This is a genomic window from Pseudomonas sp. SLBN-26, assembly GCF_006715895.1.
GTDB classification, from domain to species: Bacteria; Pseudomonadota; Gammaproteobacteria; order Pseudomonadales; family Pseudomonadaceae; genus Metapseudomonas; species Metapseudomonas otitidis.
Genome location: NZ_VFOB01000001.1, coordinates 6,036,077 through 6,051,502 on the forward strand (window position 1 = coordinate 6,036,077; position 15,426 = coordinate 6,051,502).

Annotated in this window: 15 protein-coding genes; 10 read left to right on the plus strand and 5 right to left on the minus strand. The window is 65.1% G+C overall.

Going from position 1 to position 15,426, the window contains the following annotated elements:
* The first annotated feature begins 113 nt into the window (after nucleotides 1–113).
* From FBY21_RS28055 to FBY21_RS28070, 5 genes are all read left to right on the plus strand, one after another.
* Nucleotides 114–527: a MarR family winged helix-turn-helix transcriptional regulator gene (locus FBY21_RS28055; RefSeq protein WP_044412450.1), complete on the plus strand. Its 414-nt coding sequence runs from the start codon at nucleotides 114–116 to the stop codon at nucleotides 525–527.
* Between the two features lie 52 nt (nucleotides 528–579).
* Nucleotides 580–1,770, plus strand: a complete 1,191-nt coding sequence (locus FBY21_RS28060; protein WP_139233616.1) for an MFS transporter — start codon at nucleotides 580–582, stop codon at nucleotides 1,768–1,770.
* A complete protein-coding gene (locus tag FBY21_RS30025) occupies nucleotides 1,767–1,889 on the plus strand; it encodes a hypothetical protein (RefSeq protein WP_260845423.1) in 123 nt (40 codons plus the stop codon). The genes FBY21_RS28060 and FBY21_RS30025 overlap by 4 nt, the downstream gene beginning before the upstream one ends.
* Nucleotides 1,890–1,960: 71 nt before the next feature.
* Nucleotides 1,961–2,509: a glutathione peroxidase gene (locus tag FBY21_RS28065; RefSeq protein WP_142015674.1), complete on the plus strand. Its 549-nt coding sequence runs from the start codon at nucleotides 1,961–1,963 to the stop codon at nucleotides 2,507–2,509.
* A 130-nt stretch (nucleotides 2,510–2,639) separates the two neighbouring features.
* On the plus strand, nucleotides 2,640–3,698 hold the full coding sequence (locus FBY21_RS28070) for a DUF2167 domain-containing protein (protein WP_142015678.1): 1,059 nt from the start codon (nucleotides 2,640–2,642) through the stop codon (nucleotides 3,696–3,698).
* Between the two features lie 126 nt (nucleotides 3,699–3,824).
* Here FBY21_RS28070 and FBY21_RS28075 read toward each other — a convergent pair whose 3' ends face one another.
* The 3 genes from FBY21_RS28075 to FBY21_RS28085 all read right to left on the minus strand — a co-directional run bounded on the left by FBY21_RS28075 (nucleotide 3,825) and on the right by FBY21_RS28085 (nucleotide 6,841).
* Nucleotides 3,825–5,087, minus strand: coding sequence for an OmpP1/FadL family transporter (locus FBY21_RS28075; protein WP_142015681.1), 1,263 nt, complete (start codon nucleotides 5,085–5,087; stop codon nucleotides 3,825–3,827).
* 191 nt (nucleotides 5,088–5,278) lie between these two features.
* Entirely contained in the window at nucleotides 5,279–5,758 is a 480-nt protein-coding gene (locus FBY21_RS28080; RefSeq protein WP_142015685.1) for a hypothetical protein, read from the minus strand.
* A gap of 228 nt (nucleotides 5,759–5,986) precedes the next feature.
* Complete coding sequence (locus FBY21_RS28085) at nucleotides 5,987–6,841, minus strand: sulfurtransferase (RefSeq protein ID WP_044412436.1); 855 nt, start codon at nucleotides 6,839–6,841, stop codon at nucleotides 5,987–5,989.
* Between the two features lie 93 nt (nucleotides 6,842–6,934).
* Here FBY21_RS28085 and FBY21_RS28090 point away from each other — a divergent pair, with 93 nt between their 5' ends.
* Nucleotides 6,935–7,729: a lysophospholipid acyltransferase family protein gene (locus FBY21_RS28090; protein ID WP_044412433.1), complete on the plus strand. Its 795-nt coding sequence runs from the start codon at nucleotides 6,935–6,937 to the stop codon at nucleotides 7,727–7,729.
* A 127-nt stretch (nucleotides 7,730–7,856) separates the two neighbouring features.
* Here the strand turns inward: FBY21_RS28090 and rne are convergent, their stop codons facing one another.
* Nucleotides 7,857–10,976: a ribonuclease E gene (rne, locus tag FBY21_RS28095; RefSeq protein WP_142015690.1), complete on the minus strand. Its 3,120-nt coding sequence runs from the start codon at nucleotides 10,974–10,976 to the stop codon at nucleotides 7,857–7,859.
* A gap of 562 nt (nucleotides 10,977–11,538) precedes the next feature.
* Between rne and rluC the strand changes: the two genes are divergently transcribed.
* Genes rluC through sppA form a run of 3 tightly spaced genes read left to right on the plus strand, consistent with a single transcriptional unit; the run spans nucleotide 11,539 to nucleotide 14,150 of the window.
* Nucleotides 11,539–12,492, plus strand: coding sequence for a 23S rRNA pseudouridine(955/2504/2580) synthase RluC (gene rluC, locus FBY21_RS28105; RefSeq protein WP_107329088.1), 954 nt, complete (start codon nucleotides 11,539–11,541; stop codon nucleotides 12,490–12,492).
* Nucleotides 12,485–13,177 (plus strand): HAD-IA family hydrolase, encoded by a 693-nt coding sequence (locus tag FBY21_RS28110; RefSeq protein WP_142015693.1) that lies wholly within the window; start codon nucleotides 12,485–12,487, stop codon nucleotides 13,175–13,177. The genes rluC and FBY21_RS28110 overlap by 8 nt, the downstream gene beginning before the upstream one ends.
* Entirely contained in the window at nucleotides 13,170–14,150 is a 981-nt protein-coding gene (gene sppA / locus FBY21_RS28115; protein WP_142015696.1) for a signal peptide peptidase SppA, read from the plus strand. The genes FBY21_RS28110 and sppA overlap by 8 nt, the downstream gene beginning before the upstream one ends.
* Before the next feature lie 51 nt (nucleotides 14,151–14,201).
* Here the strand turns inward: sppA and FBY21_RS28120 are convergent, their stop codons facing one another.
* Nucleotides 14,202–14,780, minus strand: a complete 579-nt coding sequence (locus FBY21_RS28120; protein ID WP_074970094.1) for a Maf family protein — start codon at nucleotides 14,778–14,780, stop codon at nucleotides 14,202–14,204.
* Nucleotides 14,781–14,887: 107 nt separating this feature from the next.
* Here FBY21_RS28120 and FBY21_RS28125 point away from each other — a divergent pair, with 107 nt between their 5' ends.
* Nucleotides 14,888–15,415, plus strand: a complete 528-nt coding sequence (locus FBY21_RS28125) for a YceD family protein (protein ID WP_044412418.1) — start codon at nucleotides 14,888–14,890, stop codon at nucleotides 15,413–15,415.
* The last annotated feature ends 11 nt before the right edge of the window (nucleotides 15,416–15,426 follow it).

The following is a 15,426-nucleotide window of genomic DNA, read 5'->3' on the forward strand; positions in this document are numbered from 1 at the left end:
GGTCATGTCGGCCTTGGCAGCGGGAACGGGGGCGTCTGGCAGTTCGGACAATACCGGCCTGCGGTTGCGGTTTTCGTTGACGCTTTCCTTGATGCGGGTATATACACGCATCCATGTCGACCTCCCCCTGCCTGTGCACGCGGCTGCGCCGCGCCAGCCGCAACCTGACCCGCATCTACGACGAAGCGCTCGAATTCGCCGGGATCAACGTCGCCCAGTATTCGCTGCTGAGGAACCTGCAGCGGCTGGATCGGCCGAGCATCACCGACCTGGCGGAGGCGCTTGCGCTGGACCGCAGCACCCTGGGGCGCAACCTGAGGGTGCTGGAGGGCAAGGGCCTGGTCGGGCTGGGGGAGGGCGAGGACCAGCGCAACCGCGTGGCGTTTCTGACCGCTGAAGGCCAGGCCTGTGTCGCCTTGGCGCTGCCTGCTTGGGAGTCGGTGCAGCGACGGATGGTTGAGCGCCTGGGCGAGGGGCAGCGCGATGCGCTGATGGCCCTGCTGGGTGACGTGGAATCCCTGGACTGACTGTTTCGCGATAACGCGGGTGCCTGCCCGTAGAGGACATGCAATGAATTCGATGTGGCGCACGAGTGGTTGGGTGTTGCTGGGGGCGTCGCTGATCCTGGCGCTGTCGCTGGGCATCCGCCACGGCTTCGGCCTGTTCCTGGCCCCGATGAGCGGGGAGTTCGGCTGGGGGCGGGAGGTGTTCGCCTTTGCCATTGCGCTGCAGAACCTGATCTGGGGGCTGTCGCAGCCCTTCACCGGGGCCCTGGCCGACCGCTTCGGTGCGACGCGGGCCGTGGTGGTGGGCGGTGTGCTCTATGCGCTGGGGCTGGTGCTGATGAGCCTGTCCCATACGCCGCTGCAGCTCTCGGCCAGTGCGGGGCTGCTGATCGGCATCGGGCTGTCGGGGACGTCGTTCTCGGTGATCCTCGGGGTGGTCGGGCGGGCGGTGCCGATGGAGCAGCGCAGCATGGCCATGGGCATTGCGGCGGCAGCCGGTTCGTTCGGCCAGTTCGCCATGCTGCCGGGCTCCCAGGGGTTGATCAGTTGGCTGGGCTGGTCGTCGGCGCTGCTGGCGCTGGGGCTGCTGGTGGCGTTGATCGTGCCGCTGGCGGGGATGCTCAAGGACCGTCCGTTGCCCAGCAAGGGGCCGGAGCAGAGCCTGGCCGAGGCGCTGCGCGAGGCGGCGGCGCACCGGGGGTTCTGGCTGTTGTCGCTGGGCTTCTTCGTCTGCGGGTTCCAGGTGGTGTTCATCGGCGTTCACCTGCCGGCCTACCTGGTGGACCAGCACCTGCCGGCGACCGTGGGTACGACGGTGCTGGCACTGGTGGGGCTGTTCAATGTGTTCGGCACCTACATCGCCGGCTGGCTGGGCGGGCGCCTGGCCAAGCCTCGGCTGCTGACCGTGCTGTACCTGCTGCGGGCAGTGGTGATCCTGGCCTTCCTCTATATGCCGCTGTCGGTGTGGAGCGCCTACGCCTTCGGCATGGCGATGGGGCTCTTGTGGCTGTCGACGGTGCCGCTGACCAACGGCACGGTGGCGACCCTGTTCGGGGTGCGCAACCTGTCGATGCTGGGCGGCATCGTCTTCCTCTTCCACCAGCTCGGGGCCTTCCTCGGTGGCTGGCTGGGCGGCTACCTGTACGACCACACCGGCAGCTACGAGGTGGTGTGGCAGATCTCCATCCTGCTCAGCCTGATGGCGGCCGCGCTGAACTGGCCGATCCGCGAGCAGCCGGTTGCGCGCCTGCAGGTGGCGGTGTGAGGGCGCGCCTGGCGCTGGTCGCTGTGGCGGCCCTGGTGCTGGGTCTGACCGCGTTGGCCTGGTGGGGCTGGCAGCGGGGTGGCCTGGCGCTGCTGCAACTGAACATGAGCCTGTGCTGATTGCCGGCCGGCGGGCCCGGCGCTAGCCTTGCTCCACCGCTTGACCCGCCGCGTGCCCGAGGATGTCTGCCATGAAACGCCTGTTCGCCGTGCCCCTGCTCGCCCTGTTCACCTTGCCCGCCGTGGCGGCGGACTGCCCACCTCTGTTGCAGCACAGCCTGCCGCAGTTGCGGGCCAAGACGACGGTGGACCTGTGCGAGCGCTTTGCCGGCAAGCCGCTGCTGATCGTCAACACCGCCAGCCACTGCGGTTTCACCCCGCAGTTCAAGGGGCTGGAGGCGCTGTACCAGCGCTACAAGGCCGAGGGCTTCGAGGTGCTGGGCGTGCCTTCGGATGACTTCAAGCAGGAGGCGGCCAATGCGGAGGAGACCGCGAAGGTCTGCTACGTGAACTACGGCGTGACCTTCACCATGACCGAGCCGCAGCACGTGACCGGTGACGAGGCGACGCCGCTCTATCGCGAGCTGATCGAGCAGTCCGGGCAGGCGCCACGCTGGAACTTCTACAAGTACGTGGTGGATCGCCAGGGCAAGGTGGTGGCGCATTTCTCCAGCCTCACCAGCCCGGATGACGAGGACCTGCAGAAGGCGATCCGCCAGGCGCTGGACAGCAAGCCCTGACCCGGCGAGGGGGCGAAAAGGCTGATCAGCCGGGAGTGTGTTTCAGAATCTTTCGGCTGGTTCCGGTTTGCGTGGCGTTCCTGTGATAGGGTTCGCGGCCTGTTTTTCACCCCCTCTCCTGGAGACACCCATGTCGATCAAGGACCTGATCCTGGCCGGACTGCTGGCCGCCGCCATTCCCACCGCCTTTGCCGCCAAGCCGGCTGCCCCCGTGGAAGAGAACGCTGCCCAGGCCGAACAGGCCACGGACGAGGACGTCTCGGCCGACGAAGAGCAGGGCATCAGCGAGGAAGAGTTCCTCAACAGCCTGAACTTCAAGCAGGGCAAGGTGGTGATCGGTGACAACCTGGCCACCCTGGATGTACCCGAGCAATTCGTCTACCTAGACGGCAAGGACGCCGAGCGCGTGCTGGTGGAGGCCTGGGGCAACCCGCCGGATGCCGAGGAACCGCTGGGCATGATCCTGCCCAAGGGCATTTCTCCGCTGGCCGATGAGTCCTGGGCCGTGACCATCGAGTACGAGGAGAGCGGCTACGTGTCCGACGAGGATGCCAGCGACATCGACTACAACGAGATGCTGCAGGGCATGAAGGACGACACCAAGGAAGACAACAAATGGCGCGCCGAGAACGGCTACGAGCCGGTGCAACTGATCGGCTGGGCCTCCCAGCCGCGCTATGACGCCAACGGCCGCAAGCTGCACTGGGCCAAGGAGCTGAAGTTCGGCGATTCCGAAACCCACACCCTGAACTACAACATCCGCGTACTGGGCCGTAAGGGCGTGCTGGTGCTGAACTTCATCGCCAACATGGACCAGCTGCCGACCATCGAGCAGAACCTGCCGGCGGTGCTGGCGATGACCGAGTTCAACCCGGGCAACCGCTACGCCGACTTCAACCCGGACCTGGACAAGGTCGCGGCCTACGGCCTGGGCGCGCTGATCGCGGGCAAGGTCGCCGCCAAGACCGGCCTGCTGGCCATCCTGCTGGTGCTGCTGAAGAAGTTCTTCTGGGTGCCGATCGCCATTGGTGGCTGGGTCATTGCCCGTGTCCGCGGCAAGAAGAAGGAAGCCTCCCAAGTTGCCGAGCCGGCCCAGCCGGAGGTGGCACCGGTGGTGCAGCCGAGCAAGCCGGTGGAGCCTGCTGCGACGGTGATGGACCTGAACCGCGAAGAGCCGCCGAAGTCCTGATGGTGGCTGCTGCCTGGGTTGATGCGTCACCCCGGGCGCACATGAAAACGCCGCGATACCCGAGAGGGGATCGCGGCGTTTTCGTTTTGGGGTGTACCCCGGCGGCGACGGCCGCCGGGGTTCAGGTCAGAAGCGGTAGGTGACCTGGGCGCCCAGGCCGTGGGCGCTGTTCTTGTAGGTGGAGGAGTAGCTGCCTTTGGTGCTGCTGCTCTGGTTGATGGTGGCGTCGTCTTCCTTCAGGTAGGAGTAGGCGAGGTCCACGGTCCAGTCGTCGTTGGGGCTCCAGGCGGCACCGAGGCTGAGGATCTTGCGGTCATCGGTGGGGATGCGCGGGGAGCGGTACTCGTTGCGGGTCGGGCTCTGGTCGTAGGCCAGGCCGGCACGCAGGGTCCACTCACGGTTCAGCTTGTAGGCTGCGCCGACGGCGTAGGACCAGGTGTCGCGCCAGTTCTGTTCCTCGGTGATGGTGCCGAGTACTCCGGCCAGCGGGCCGCGCACGCCGTCGTTCTCCACCTTGATTTCTTCCAGGCGGCTCCAGCGGGTCCAGGTGGTGCCGGCGTAGAGGGTCCAGTCGGCGTTCAGGTCGTGGGTGATGGAGAAGTCGACCGATTCGGGGGTCTCCAGGTCAAGGGAGGCGTCGTACTTGCCGGACGAGCCGGCCAGTAGGCCATTGGTGGAGACGGTGGTGTCGCCACGCAGCTTGTACTTGACCTTGGAGTGGTAGGTCAGGCCCAGGCGGGTGCTGGGATCGACCTCGAACAGGACGCCGGCGTTGAAGCCCAGGGCGGTGTCGTCGCCCTTGACCTTGACCTTGCCATCGCTGCCACCGGGGAAGGGGTTGTTCAGGGCAGAGGTCAGCTCGCCGTCGATGCGGTTGATGGTGGGCCCGAAGCCGACGGAGAGCTGGTCGTTGATCTTGTAGCTGACGGTGGGCTGCAGGGTGACCACGCGGACTTCGCTGCGGGTGCCGTAGTAGCGGCCCTGGAAGCCCTTCTCATAGTCGGTCACCAGGCCGAAGGGCACGTACATGCCGAGGCCGAAGGTCCATTTGTCGTCGATGGGTTTGACGTAGTAGCCCATGGGCACGCCGATGAACGGGACCATGTCGCCGTCATTGCTGCCCGATACGGAGCCGCGGCCATGGTCGATGTCGGTCTTGGCGTCCAGCAGGGCGACACCGCCGCTGACCTGTTCGCGCTTGAGGCGCGACATGCCGGCGGGGTTGCCGAAGACGGTGGAGGCATCGTCGGCCGAGGAGGAGCGGCCGGCGAAGGCAGTACCCATACCGCTCACGCTCTGTTCGTTGATGGCGAAACCGCCGGCGAGGCTGTAGGTGGATGCGCCGGCAACAGCGAGAGCGAGGCTGGTCTTTATGATTCTTGTGATCACGGTTGACTCCTGGGTCTGGTAAGGCAGGGGGCGGAAACTAGCAGGATTTCCAGACCCTTTCCAGCCACGTTGAGTTCCCGCTAAATCGGCGTTCTAGAGGCTTTCGTGTGGCAAATTGCCGCTAATTTCACGCTTCGTGCAAAAAGCCTTGGACGCTCGTTCCTGACTGATTGGTCAGTGATCGATTTGTCCTAGGCAGCCTGTTGAGGAAGTCCTACGCAGCGATTCCAGGCAGCGAGGTAATCGCTGGGATTTCCCTGCGGGTTGAATACGCGCCGCCAGACATCCGCCATGCCCGGCCAGTCATCCGCCGAGGGCATCACGAGGACTTCGCTTTCCACCAGCAGCCAGGCGATGGCGGTGGCGTAGCGCAGGTTCACCGCGAGCTCCAGGTGGGGAGCGCCCAGGAAGGCATGCTGGCTGGCCAGGCCTCGCACCAGGCTGGCCAGGTCCGGATCGCGGGCCAGGTGCTGGTCCCAGAGCTGGCAGTGGTGGGCTTCGCTGATGTGGTAGAGGCCGTAGCCGGCGCGATCCCCCAGGGCCGTGCCAAGGTCGGACTGGCACGCGGCGGCGCCGAGCAGGAGCACTTCGGCCGTGGGGGAGGGGCGTTGCAGGTAGGCCAGGGTTGGGCGGATGACGTGTTGGCAGAGATCGTGTGCGGCTATGCCCATGATGCCCTCGCGGAAGGTGCCGGCGGGGTCGGGGGCGTGTGGCAGCTTCTCGTTCTGGGAAAGGACCCCGCCGGGAGCGGGGTTAGCCGCTCGATTTGAAGTGTAGTGGGATAAAGGTGCTGTAAAGGCCTGTTTTTAAACTGTTTGGCGTCTTGCGCCAGGCGCCATATGCCAGGCAGTCATTAACAGGCTGCGGAGTAGGCCGCCCGGTATGACGGGCGGCCGGGATCACAGACCGGTGGCCACGGGGCGACTGGGGTCGGTTATCCATTCGCTCCAGGAGCCTGCGTAGAGCGGTGCGAGCGGGTAGCCGGCAAGGCTCAGGGCGAACAGGTTGTGGCAGGCGGTGACGCCGGAGCCGCAGTAGGCCACGAGGCTGTCTGCTGGGCGGTCGGCGAGGAAAGCCTGGAAGCGCTGGCGCAGGGCCTGGGCGGGCAGGAAGCGGCCGTCGGCACCGAGGTTGTCGGTAAAGGCGGCGCACTGGGCTCCGGGGATGTGCCCGGCGACGGGGTCGATGGGCTCCACCTCGCCCTTGAAGCGCGGCAGGGCGCGGGCGTCCAGCAGGGTGAGTGCGTGGGAGTCGAGGCGAGCCTGGAGCTGACGGGCATCCAGCACCAGGCTGAAGTCGGGGGTGCCGGTGAAACTGCCGGTGCGCTCGGTGGGCTGCTCCGCATCCAGGGGCAGGCCGGCTTCGCGCCAGGTCTTCAGGCCGCCGTCGAGCAGGTAGACGCCATCGCGCTTGCCCAGCCAGGCGAGCAGCCACCAGGCGCGGGCGGCGAAGGCGCCGGGGCCATCGTCATACAGCACGATGGTGCTGGCGTTATCCACGCCCCAGCGGCGTAGGGCTGCGACCAGTCGATCCGGCTCCGGCAGCGGGTGGCGTCCGGTGATGCCCGGTTGCACGGGGGCGGAGAGGTCACGCTCGAGGTCGGCGAAATGGGCGCCCGGGATATGCCCTTCGGCATGGCTGCGCTGGCCGTAGGACGGATCATCCAGGGCGAAGCGGCAATCGAGGATCACCAGGCCGGGCTCTCCCAGTCGAGGCGCCAGTTCATCAGGGCGGATCAGTTGCGCGAGGGGCATGACGGTCTCCTGTGTCGAATCGATGACGATGCGCATCATAAGGAACGATCGCGCGTTGCGTCGCGCGGATGAACACGAGATGGGAGGGCCACGATGCCAAACCTGCATTCATTCGCCCAGAGCGCCACCCTGGCACGCCGCGTCGGCGTGGTGGTCGGTTCGGTGCTCTGGACCCTGTATTTCTGCTGCCTTGTCCTGTGGCTGGCGCTCTGGCGGCGCCTGGATCGCCAGCGTGTGGACGGTTTCACGCGGGCCTGGTCGCGCGGGCTGCTGCGCCTGGTGCGGGTTCGCCTGTCGGTCCATGGGCAGTGGCCGGATTTCAATGATGGCCGGCGCTACCTGATCCTCTGCAATCACTCCAGCCACTACGACATTCCGGCCTCTTTCGTGGCGCTGCCGGGTTCCATCCGCATGCTGGCCAAGCAGGAGCTCTCCCGCGTGCCTTTCCTGGGCGCGGCGATGAAGGCGGCGGAATTCCCGTTCATTGACCGGCACAACCGGCGACAGGCGCTGGAGGACCTGGCCAAGGCGCGCGCCATGATGGAAAGCGGCATTGTGCTGTGGGCCGCGCCGGAGGGGACGCGTTCCCCGGATGGTCGGTTGCAGCCATTCAAGAAGGGCTGCTTCCACCTGGCTCTTGATACCGATGCGGTGATCGTGCCGGTGGCCATTCGTGGCATTCATCGGGTGCTGCCGGCGCGCTCCTGGCGTTTCAACCTGGGGCTGCCGGTTTCCGTGCATGTGGGTGAGCCGATCGATGCCAGCCAGTACGACGTGGCACGTCTCGGGATGCTCATGGAACTGACCCGTGAGCGCATGGAGGCCTTGTTGGAGCCTGGGGTGGCGCAGCCGGAAGCGGTGAGGCAGGTGCTGCTGGAGCCGGCCTGAAGCTGTTCGCAGCGGCGAAGGGGGAGGGCGCTTAACGAGCTGCCCAGCCTGAGAGGGCTCAGTGCTGTGAACGAGGCATGAAAAAAGGGACGCCATTGGCGTCCCTTTTTCATGGAGCAAGCAGGCCTCAGACGGTCGGCTTGTCCTTCTCTTCCTCGCTGGCCTGCTGTTCTGCAGCAGGTTGCTCGGCTTCGACGGTTGCGGCTTCTTCTGCCTGGGCCTCGGCCTGGGCGGCTTCAGCTTCGGCAGCCGGTGCGGCCTCTTCGGTCGGCTGAGCTTGTGCCTCGGCAGGGGCTTCGGCCACGACCGGCTCCTCGACCACCGCAGGTGCAGCCTCGGCTTCGACCGGGGCGGCGGCAGCGGCAGCAGCGGCTTCACGAGCCAGGCGCTCGGCTTCCTGCTGGCGACGACGAACCTCGCGAGGATCGTTGGGCGCGCGGCCGGTGCTGCTCACGCTGGCAGCGGGGGCAGCTTCGACGCTCGGAGCGGGCTCGGCGACGACCTCTGCCACGGGTTCCGGCTGAGGCTCGGCGGCTTCGGCCTGGGGCTCGACGGCAGCAGTCGGCTCGGCAGCTTCGGCGACCTCAGCCGGCTGGGCCTGAGGCTCGCTGGCCACTTCGGCGCTTTCGCTCTGCTCGGTCACGGCAGTGGCCGGTTCGTTCGCTTGCGGCGCGTCTTGCGGCTGGATCAGCTCCAGGCTGGCCTGCTGCTCGGTGGTTTCGCTGACGGCGTTCGCTTGCGGCTCGACCTCGGCTGCCTCTGCTGCTTGGCTGGCGGCTTCGACGGCGATCACGGAGCCGGCGGCGACCGCTGCAACCACGGCGGCTTCGGAGGGCTCGTTGGCCTGCTCGGCATCGCCTTCGGCTTCTTCATTACCGTCCAGCGACTCGTCGCCATTCACTTCACGCTGACGCTCGCGGCGGTTGCTGCGGCGGCGTTGGCCGCGGGAGCGACGACGGGGGCGTTCGCCGTCCGCGCCTTCCTGGCCGTCGTCCAGCAGCTCTTCGCTGTCGTTCAGCAGTTCTTCTTCGCTCGGGGCGGCGGCAGCCTGCTCGGGGCGCGGTTGGCGCTCTTCACGGGGCGGACGCTCACCACGCTCGCGGCGGTTCTCCTGGCCTTCACGCGGCTCACGGGCTTCGCGTGGCTGGCGCTCCTCACGGGGCTGACGCTCTTCGCGGGGTTGGCGTTCCTCACGGGCCTGGCGTTCTTCACGCGGTTGGCGCTCTTCGCGAGGCTGACGCTCCTCACGGGGCTGGCGCTCTTCGCGCGGGGCGCGCTCTGCACGAGGTTGGCGCTCTTCGCGCGGCTCACGGCCTTCGCGGGGCTGGCGCTCTTCACGCGGTTGACGGTCTTCGCGAGCCTGACGTTCTTCACGCGGCTGGCGCTCTTCGCGAGGCTTGCGCTCGTCGTCACGACGGCCTTCACGGCCTTCGCGGCGGCGGTTCTGCTGACGACCGTTGCGACGCTCCTCACCGGTACGGGCGGGGCGCTCGCTGGCGGCGGCCTTCTCGGGCGCGGGGCTCGGCTCGTCCTTGCCGGCGAACAGGCTGACCAGCGACTTCACCAGGCCCTTGAACAGGCTCGGTTCGGCGGCTGCAACGGCGGCGGTGGGCGGTGCCATCGGGGCCGGTGCGGTCGGGGCGGGAGCCGGACGCTCGGGGGCGACGGTCTTCACGGCGGCTTCCTGGCGAACCAGGGTGCGGGTGGAAGCGGCCGGGTGGTGTTCCTCGACTTCGGTAGGGGTCATCTCGTAGCTGGACAGACCAGTGAGGACTTCCGGGTTGTCGTCGCGCAGGCGCTGGACTTCGAAGTGCGGGGTTTCCAGGTGGTCGTTCGGCAGGATCACGATGCGTGCGCGGGTGCGCAGCTCGATCTTGGTGATGCTGTTGCGCTTCTCGTTGAGCAGGAAGGCGGCTACCGGGATCGGGACCTGGGCGCGGACTTCGGCGGTGCGGTCCTTGAGGGCCTCTTCCTCGATCAGACGGAGGATGGCCAGGGACAGGGATTCGACGTCACGGATGATGCCCTGGCCGTTGCAACGGGGGCAGACGATGCCGCTGGTCTCGCCCAGGGACGGACGTAGGCGCTGGCGGGACATTTCCAGCAGGCCGAAGCGGGAGATGCGGCCGACCTGTACGCGGGCGCGGTCGGCTTCCAGGGCTTCGCGGACCTTTTCTTCCACGGCGCGCTGGTTCTTGGCCGGGGTCATGTCGATGAAGTCGATGACGATCAGGCCGCCGATGTCGCGCAGGCGCAGCTGGCGGGCGATTTCCTCGGCCGCTTCCAGGTTGGTCTGCAGGGCGGTTTCTTCGATGTCACCGCCTTTGGTAGCACGAGCGGAGTTGATGTCGATGGACACCAGGGCTTCGGTCGGGTCGATGACGATGGAGCCGCCGGAAGGCAGCTTCACTTCGCGCTGGAAGGCGGTTTCGATCTGGCTCTCGATCTGGAAGCGATTGAACAGCGGAACGCTGTCCTGGTAGAGCTTGATCTTGTTCTGGTACTGCGGCATCACCTGGCGGATGAAGCTGAGGGCTTCTTCCTGGGCTTCGACGCTATCGATCAGCACTTCGCCGATGTCCTGGCGCAGGTAGTCGCGGATCGCGCGGATGATGACGTTGCTTTCCTGGTAGATCAGGAAGGGGGCGCCACGCTCACCGGAGGCTTCCTTGATGGCGCTCCAGAGTTGCAGCAGGTAGTCGAGGTCCCATTGCAGCTCCTCGCTGGAGCGGCCGAGGCCGGCGGTGCGCACGATCAGGCCCATGTCGGCCGGTGCGTTCAGGCCGTTCAGGGCTTCGCGCAGTTCGTTGCGCTCTTCGCCTTCGATGCGACGGGAGATGCCGCCGGCGCGGGGGTTGTTCGGCATCAGCACCAGGTAGCGGCCGGCGAGGCTGATGAAGGTGGTGAGGGCTGCGCCCTTGTTGCCGCGCTCTTCCTTCTCGACCTGGACGATGACTTCCTGGCCTTCGTTGAGCACGTCCTTGATGTTGACGCGGCCCTCGGGGGACTTCTTGAAGTATTCGCGGGAGATTTCTTTCAGCGGCAGGAAGCCGTGACGTTCGGCACCGAAGTCGACGAATGCGGCTTCAAGGCTGGGTTCGATGCGGGTGATGCGGCCTTTATAGATGTTGGCCTTTTTCTGTTCGCGGGCGCCCGACTCGATGTCCAGATCATACAGGCGTTGGCCGTCGACCAGGGCAACACGCAACTCTTCGGGCTGAGTTGCGTTAATCAGCATTCTTTTCATGTAGTACCGTCGGTTTCCGGGGCTACCGGAAACGGCGACCGGCACACACGACTCTCGCGGTCGGTGTCAGGTGCGTGTCAGGAGCGGGTTAATGCTCCCGTGTCCAGCGACATCAGGCCATCTGGCCGGAGTCGCGACGACGTCTCCCGCTGCTGTTGTCGTAACAGAAGCAACGTTTATCAGGAGGAGGAATCAGCCATCGGCAGCGGACGGAATAAAACGTCTTGGTTGAAGCGCTGCTACGCAGTCCGACGGTTGTGCATCTCCACCCTACACTTATCCCTTGAAAATCGGGTGCCGCTCGCAGAATCCGTAGCGGGTTGCATTTACCGCGACCGCCCTAGGGTGGTCACGCGTCATGGCTCAAGGCTTTTTTCTCCGAATGATCGCTGTTCTGGAGCGAAGATTCTGACGGACGGCCTGACGTCCTGAATGGGTTGCACGTGGCTGGGATGGCAGTTTTGGCGAGCATCCGGGGCACGGCCGCTTTTGGCGGCGTTCGCGACTATAGCAGCAATCATTAAGTGCTTCAAATCCATAAAAAATTGTTATGATCGCCGCCATGACGACTCCCTCCTCTCCAACTTCCGGCGTGCAAATGCTCGAAGTTGCGCCGGAATATGCCGGTCAGCGTATTGATAATTTCCTCCGGACCCAGCTGAAAGGCGTCCCCAAGACCTTGATCTACCGCATCTTGCGCAAGGGCGAAGTGCGGGTGAACAAGGGGCGCATCAAGCCTGAGTACAAGCTTCAGGCTGGCGATGTAGTTCGGGTGCCGCCGCTGCGTCTCGCGGAGCGGGATGAGCAGGTACCGGTTGCCCAGGGGCTGCTGGAGCGTCTCGAAGCTGCCATCGTTTATGAAGACAAGGGGCTGATTGTCCTCAACAAGCCGGCCGGCATTGCCGTGCATGGCGGCAGCGGCCTCAGTTATGGGGTGATCGAGGCGTTTCGCCAGCTGCGGCCCGATGCGCGCGAGCTCGAGCTGGTCCATCGCCTGGACCGGGATACCTCGGGCCTGCTGATGATCGCCAAGAAGCGCAGCATGTTGCGTCACCTCCACGAAGCACTGCGCGGTGATGGTGTGGATAAGCGCTACCTCGCCCTGGTGCGGGGGAGTTGGCCGACGTCGAAGAAGAAGGTCAGTGCACCGCTTCTGAAGAACACCCTGCGCTCCGGTGAGCGGATGGTGGAGGTGGATGACGAGGGCAAGGATGCTCTGACCGAGTTCCGCGTGCTGCGGCGTTTTGGTGAGTTCGCCACTTTGATCGAGGCGAGCCCGATTACCGGTCGTACCCATCAGATCCGGGTCCATACCCGGCATGCTGGTCATGCCATTGCGGGTGATCCCAAGTACGGCGATGAGGATTTTTCTCGTGAAATCCGCGAGTTGGGCGGCAAGCGCCTGTTCCTGCATGCCTATGCGCTTTCCCTGGTTTTGCCCGATGGCACGCCCCTGAGTCTTGAGGCGCCAGTGGATGAAATGTGGTCGCAGACCCTGGAGCGGTTGGGTGCCTGACTATCAGCTGCTGATCTTCGACTGGGATGGCACCCTGGTGGACTCCATTTCGCGCATCGTCGAGTCCCTTCGGGTGGCGGCGGAGGCTTGCGGTCTGTCGCAATTGGACGATTCGGCGCTCAAGGGCATCATCGGCCTCGGCTTGCCCGAGGCGATTGCAGTGCTTTACCCGGATCTGGCCGATCCGCAGCGGATCGCTCGCTACCGCGAGGTCTATGCGTCGCACTACAGTCATCTGGAGGCGGCCTCGTCGCCGCTCTTTGCGGGCGTGGAAGATGCGCTGGAGTCGTTTCGCGAGGCTGGTTATCGCCTGGCGGTGGCAACGGGCAAGACGCGGCGCGGGCTTGATCGTGTCCTGGCGGGGCGTGGTTGGGAGTGCTACTTCGATATCACTCGCTGCGCTGACGAAACGGCGAGCAAGCCTGATCCCTTGATGCTGCGCCAGATCATGGCGCATTGCGGTGTCAATGCCGGTGCGTCGCTGATGGTGGGGGACTCGCCCTTTGATCTGCGCATGGCACGCAATGCGGCAATGGACTGCGTGGCGGTCGGTTATGGCGCGCAGTCGCTTGATGTCCTGCGGCTGGAGTCGCCGACGCTGGCAATCGAGCGTTTTGATGAGCTGCGCCATTGGTTGGCTGGTGGCGCGAACAACCCGGTGAACAAGGTGGAATTGCATGTCTGATGAATGGAACGCATCGGCACCCGCTGGTGGTGATGACAAGAGTTGGAGGCTGCTTGAGAAGGCTGTCCTGGCGGGCGTTCAGGAACAGCGGCGAGCTCGGCGCTGGGGTATTTTCTTCAAGCTCCTGACCTTCCTTTATCTGTTCGGCGCGCTGCTGATGTTTTCGCCGTTGTTCGATCTGCAGAAGACGGCGGCGCGTGGTGAGACCCATACGGCACTGGTCGAGGTTCGCGGCATGATTGCGGATAACGAGGCTGCGAGTGCCGACAACATCGTGAGCAGTCTCAGGGCGGCCTTCGAGGATCCGAAGACCAAGGGGGTTGTTCTGCGCATCAACAGCCCGGGCGGCAGTCCCGTCCAGTCGGGCTACATCTATGACGAGATCCGGCGGCTGCGGGGTGAGCATCCCGATACCAAGGTCTATGCGGTGATCACTGATCTTGGGGCATCTGGTGCCTACTACATTGCCAGTGCAGCGGACGAGATCTACGCGGACAAGGCGAGCCTGGTGGGGTCCATTGGTGTCACGGCGGCCAGCTTCGGTTTCGTCGACCTGATGGGTAAGCTGGGTGTCGAGCGTCGCGTCTACACCTCGGGCGAGCACAAGGCGTTCCTTGATCCGTTCCAGCCTCAGAAGGACGACGAGACTCGCTTCTGGCAGGGTGTGCTGGATACCACTCATCGCCAGTTCATCGAGAGCGTGAAGAAGGGGCGAGGTGATCGGCTGAAGGTCGATGGGCATCCCGAGCTCTTCAGCGGCCTGGTCTGGTCCGGTGAGCAGGCTCTTGAGCTGGGTCTGGTGGATAAACTCGGTAGCACCAGCTACGTGGCGCGCGAGGTCATCGGCGCCAAGGAAATCGTCGATTACACGAAGCAGGACACGCCGTTTGATCGCTTTGCCAAGCGCCTGGGTGCGAGCATGGCTGAGCAGTTGGCGATGTGGATGGGGTTCCAGGGGCCTTCGCTGCGCTGAACCTCGCAGGTAGTTGCCAGAAAAGCCCGGCTTGTGCCGGGCTTTTTCGTTTCAGGGGACCTGTTGGCCTTCGGCGAGCAGCATGTCCACCAGGCGGATCAGTGGCAGGCCAACCAGGCTGGTGGCGTCCTCGCCCTCTGTGGTGCGGAACAGTGCGACGCCGAGCCCTTCCGCCTTGAAGCTGCCGGCGCAGTCGTAGGGCTGCTCTGCCTGCAGGTATCGCTCGATGGTGGCTTCGTCCAGTTTGCGGAAGTGCACGGTGAAGGGGATGCAATCCACCTGGCAGCTGCCGGTTCGCGTATTGAGCAGGGCTAGGCCGGTCAGGAAGCTTACGCTGGCGCCGCTTGCGGCCATGAGTTGCTGCTTGGCGCGGGTGAAGTCGCCGGGCTTGCCCAGGACCTGCTGGCCGAGCACGGCAACCTGGTCGGAGCCGATGATCAGGTGCTGCTCATGGATGTGCGCCAGGGCACGGGCTTTCTGTTCGGCAAGGCGGCGCACCAGTTGCTCGGCGCCTTCTCCCGGGTGGCGTGTTTCATCGATGGCGGGCGCGCTCCAGGTGAAGGGAAGGCCCAGGCGCTCCAGCAGGGCGCGCCGGTAGGGTGAGCTGGATGCGAGCACCAGATTGGTCATGATCGACTCCGCGAAAAAATGCCGCGATTCTATCGGGCGTGCCGTGCGGCGGACAGGTCGGAATTTGTTTTGACAGGGCAGGGGGGCATCCCTAGAATACCGCGCCTATGTTGAATGGGCCGATTCCAACTCACGTCGATCCGCGCAAGATGGCTGATCGCAGCGCCACCCTCCAGGGTGAGCTGCCTCTCGCCAGTCTCGAGCGTTTGTGCGATCCCCTCTCCGATGACGCAGGTCGCGTCACCGTGAGGCTTTCGTTCGAGCGCGACGAGCAGCGCACTGTGGTGATCCACAGCGAGCTCGACGTCGAGGTCAAGATGGTATGTCAGCGTTGCCTGGAGCTGGTCGCGCTGCCGATCCACAGCGAGTGTACGTACGCCGTGGTGAAGGAGGGTGCGGACAGCCAGTCACTGCCCAAGGGCTATGACGTGCTGGAAGTGGGTGAGGATCCGCTGGATCTTCTGACTCTGGTCGAGGACGAGCTTCTGCTGGCCTTGCCCATTGTTCCGGCCCATGACCCTGAGGAATGCCAGCAGCCGGCGGGGCTTGATGAGCCCGAACCGAGCGAGGACGAGGTTCCGCGGTCCAACCCGTTCAGCGTACTGGCGCAGTTAAAGCGTGACCCAAACGTTTAGGAGTTAATTGA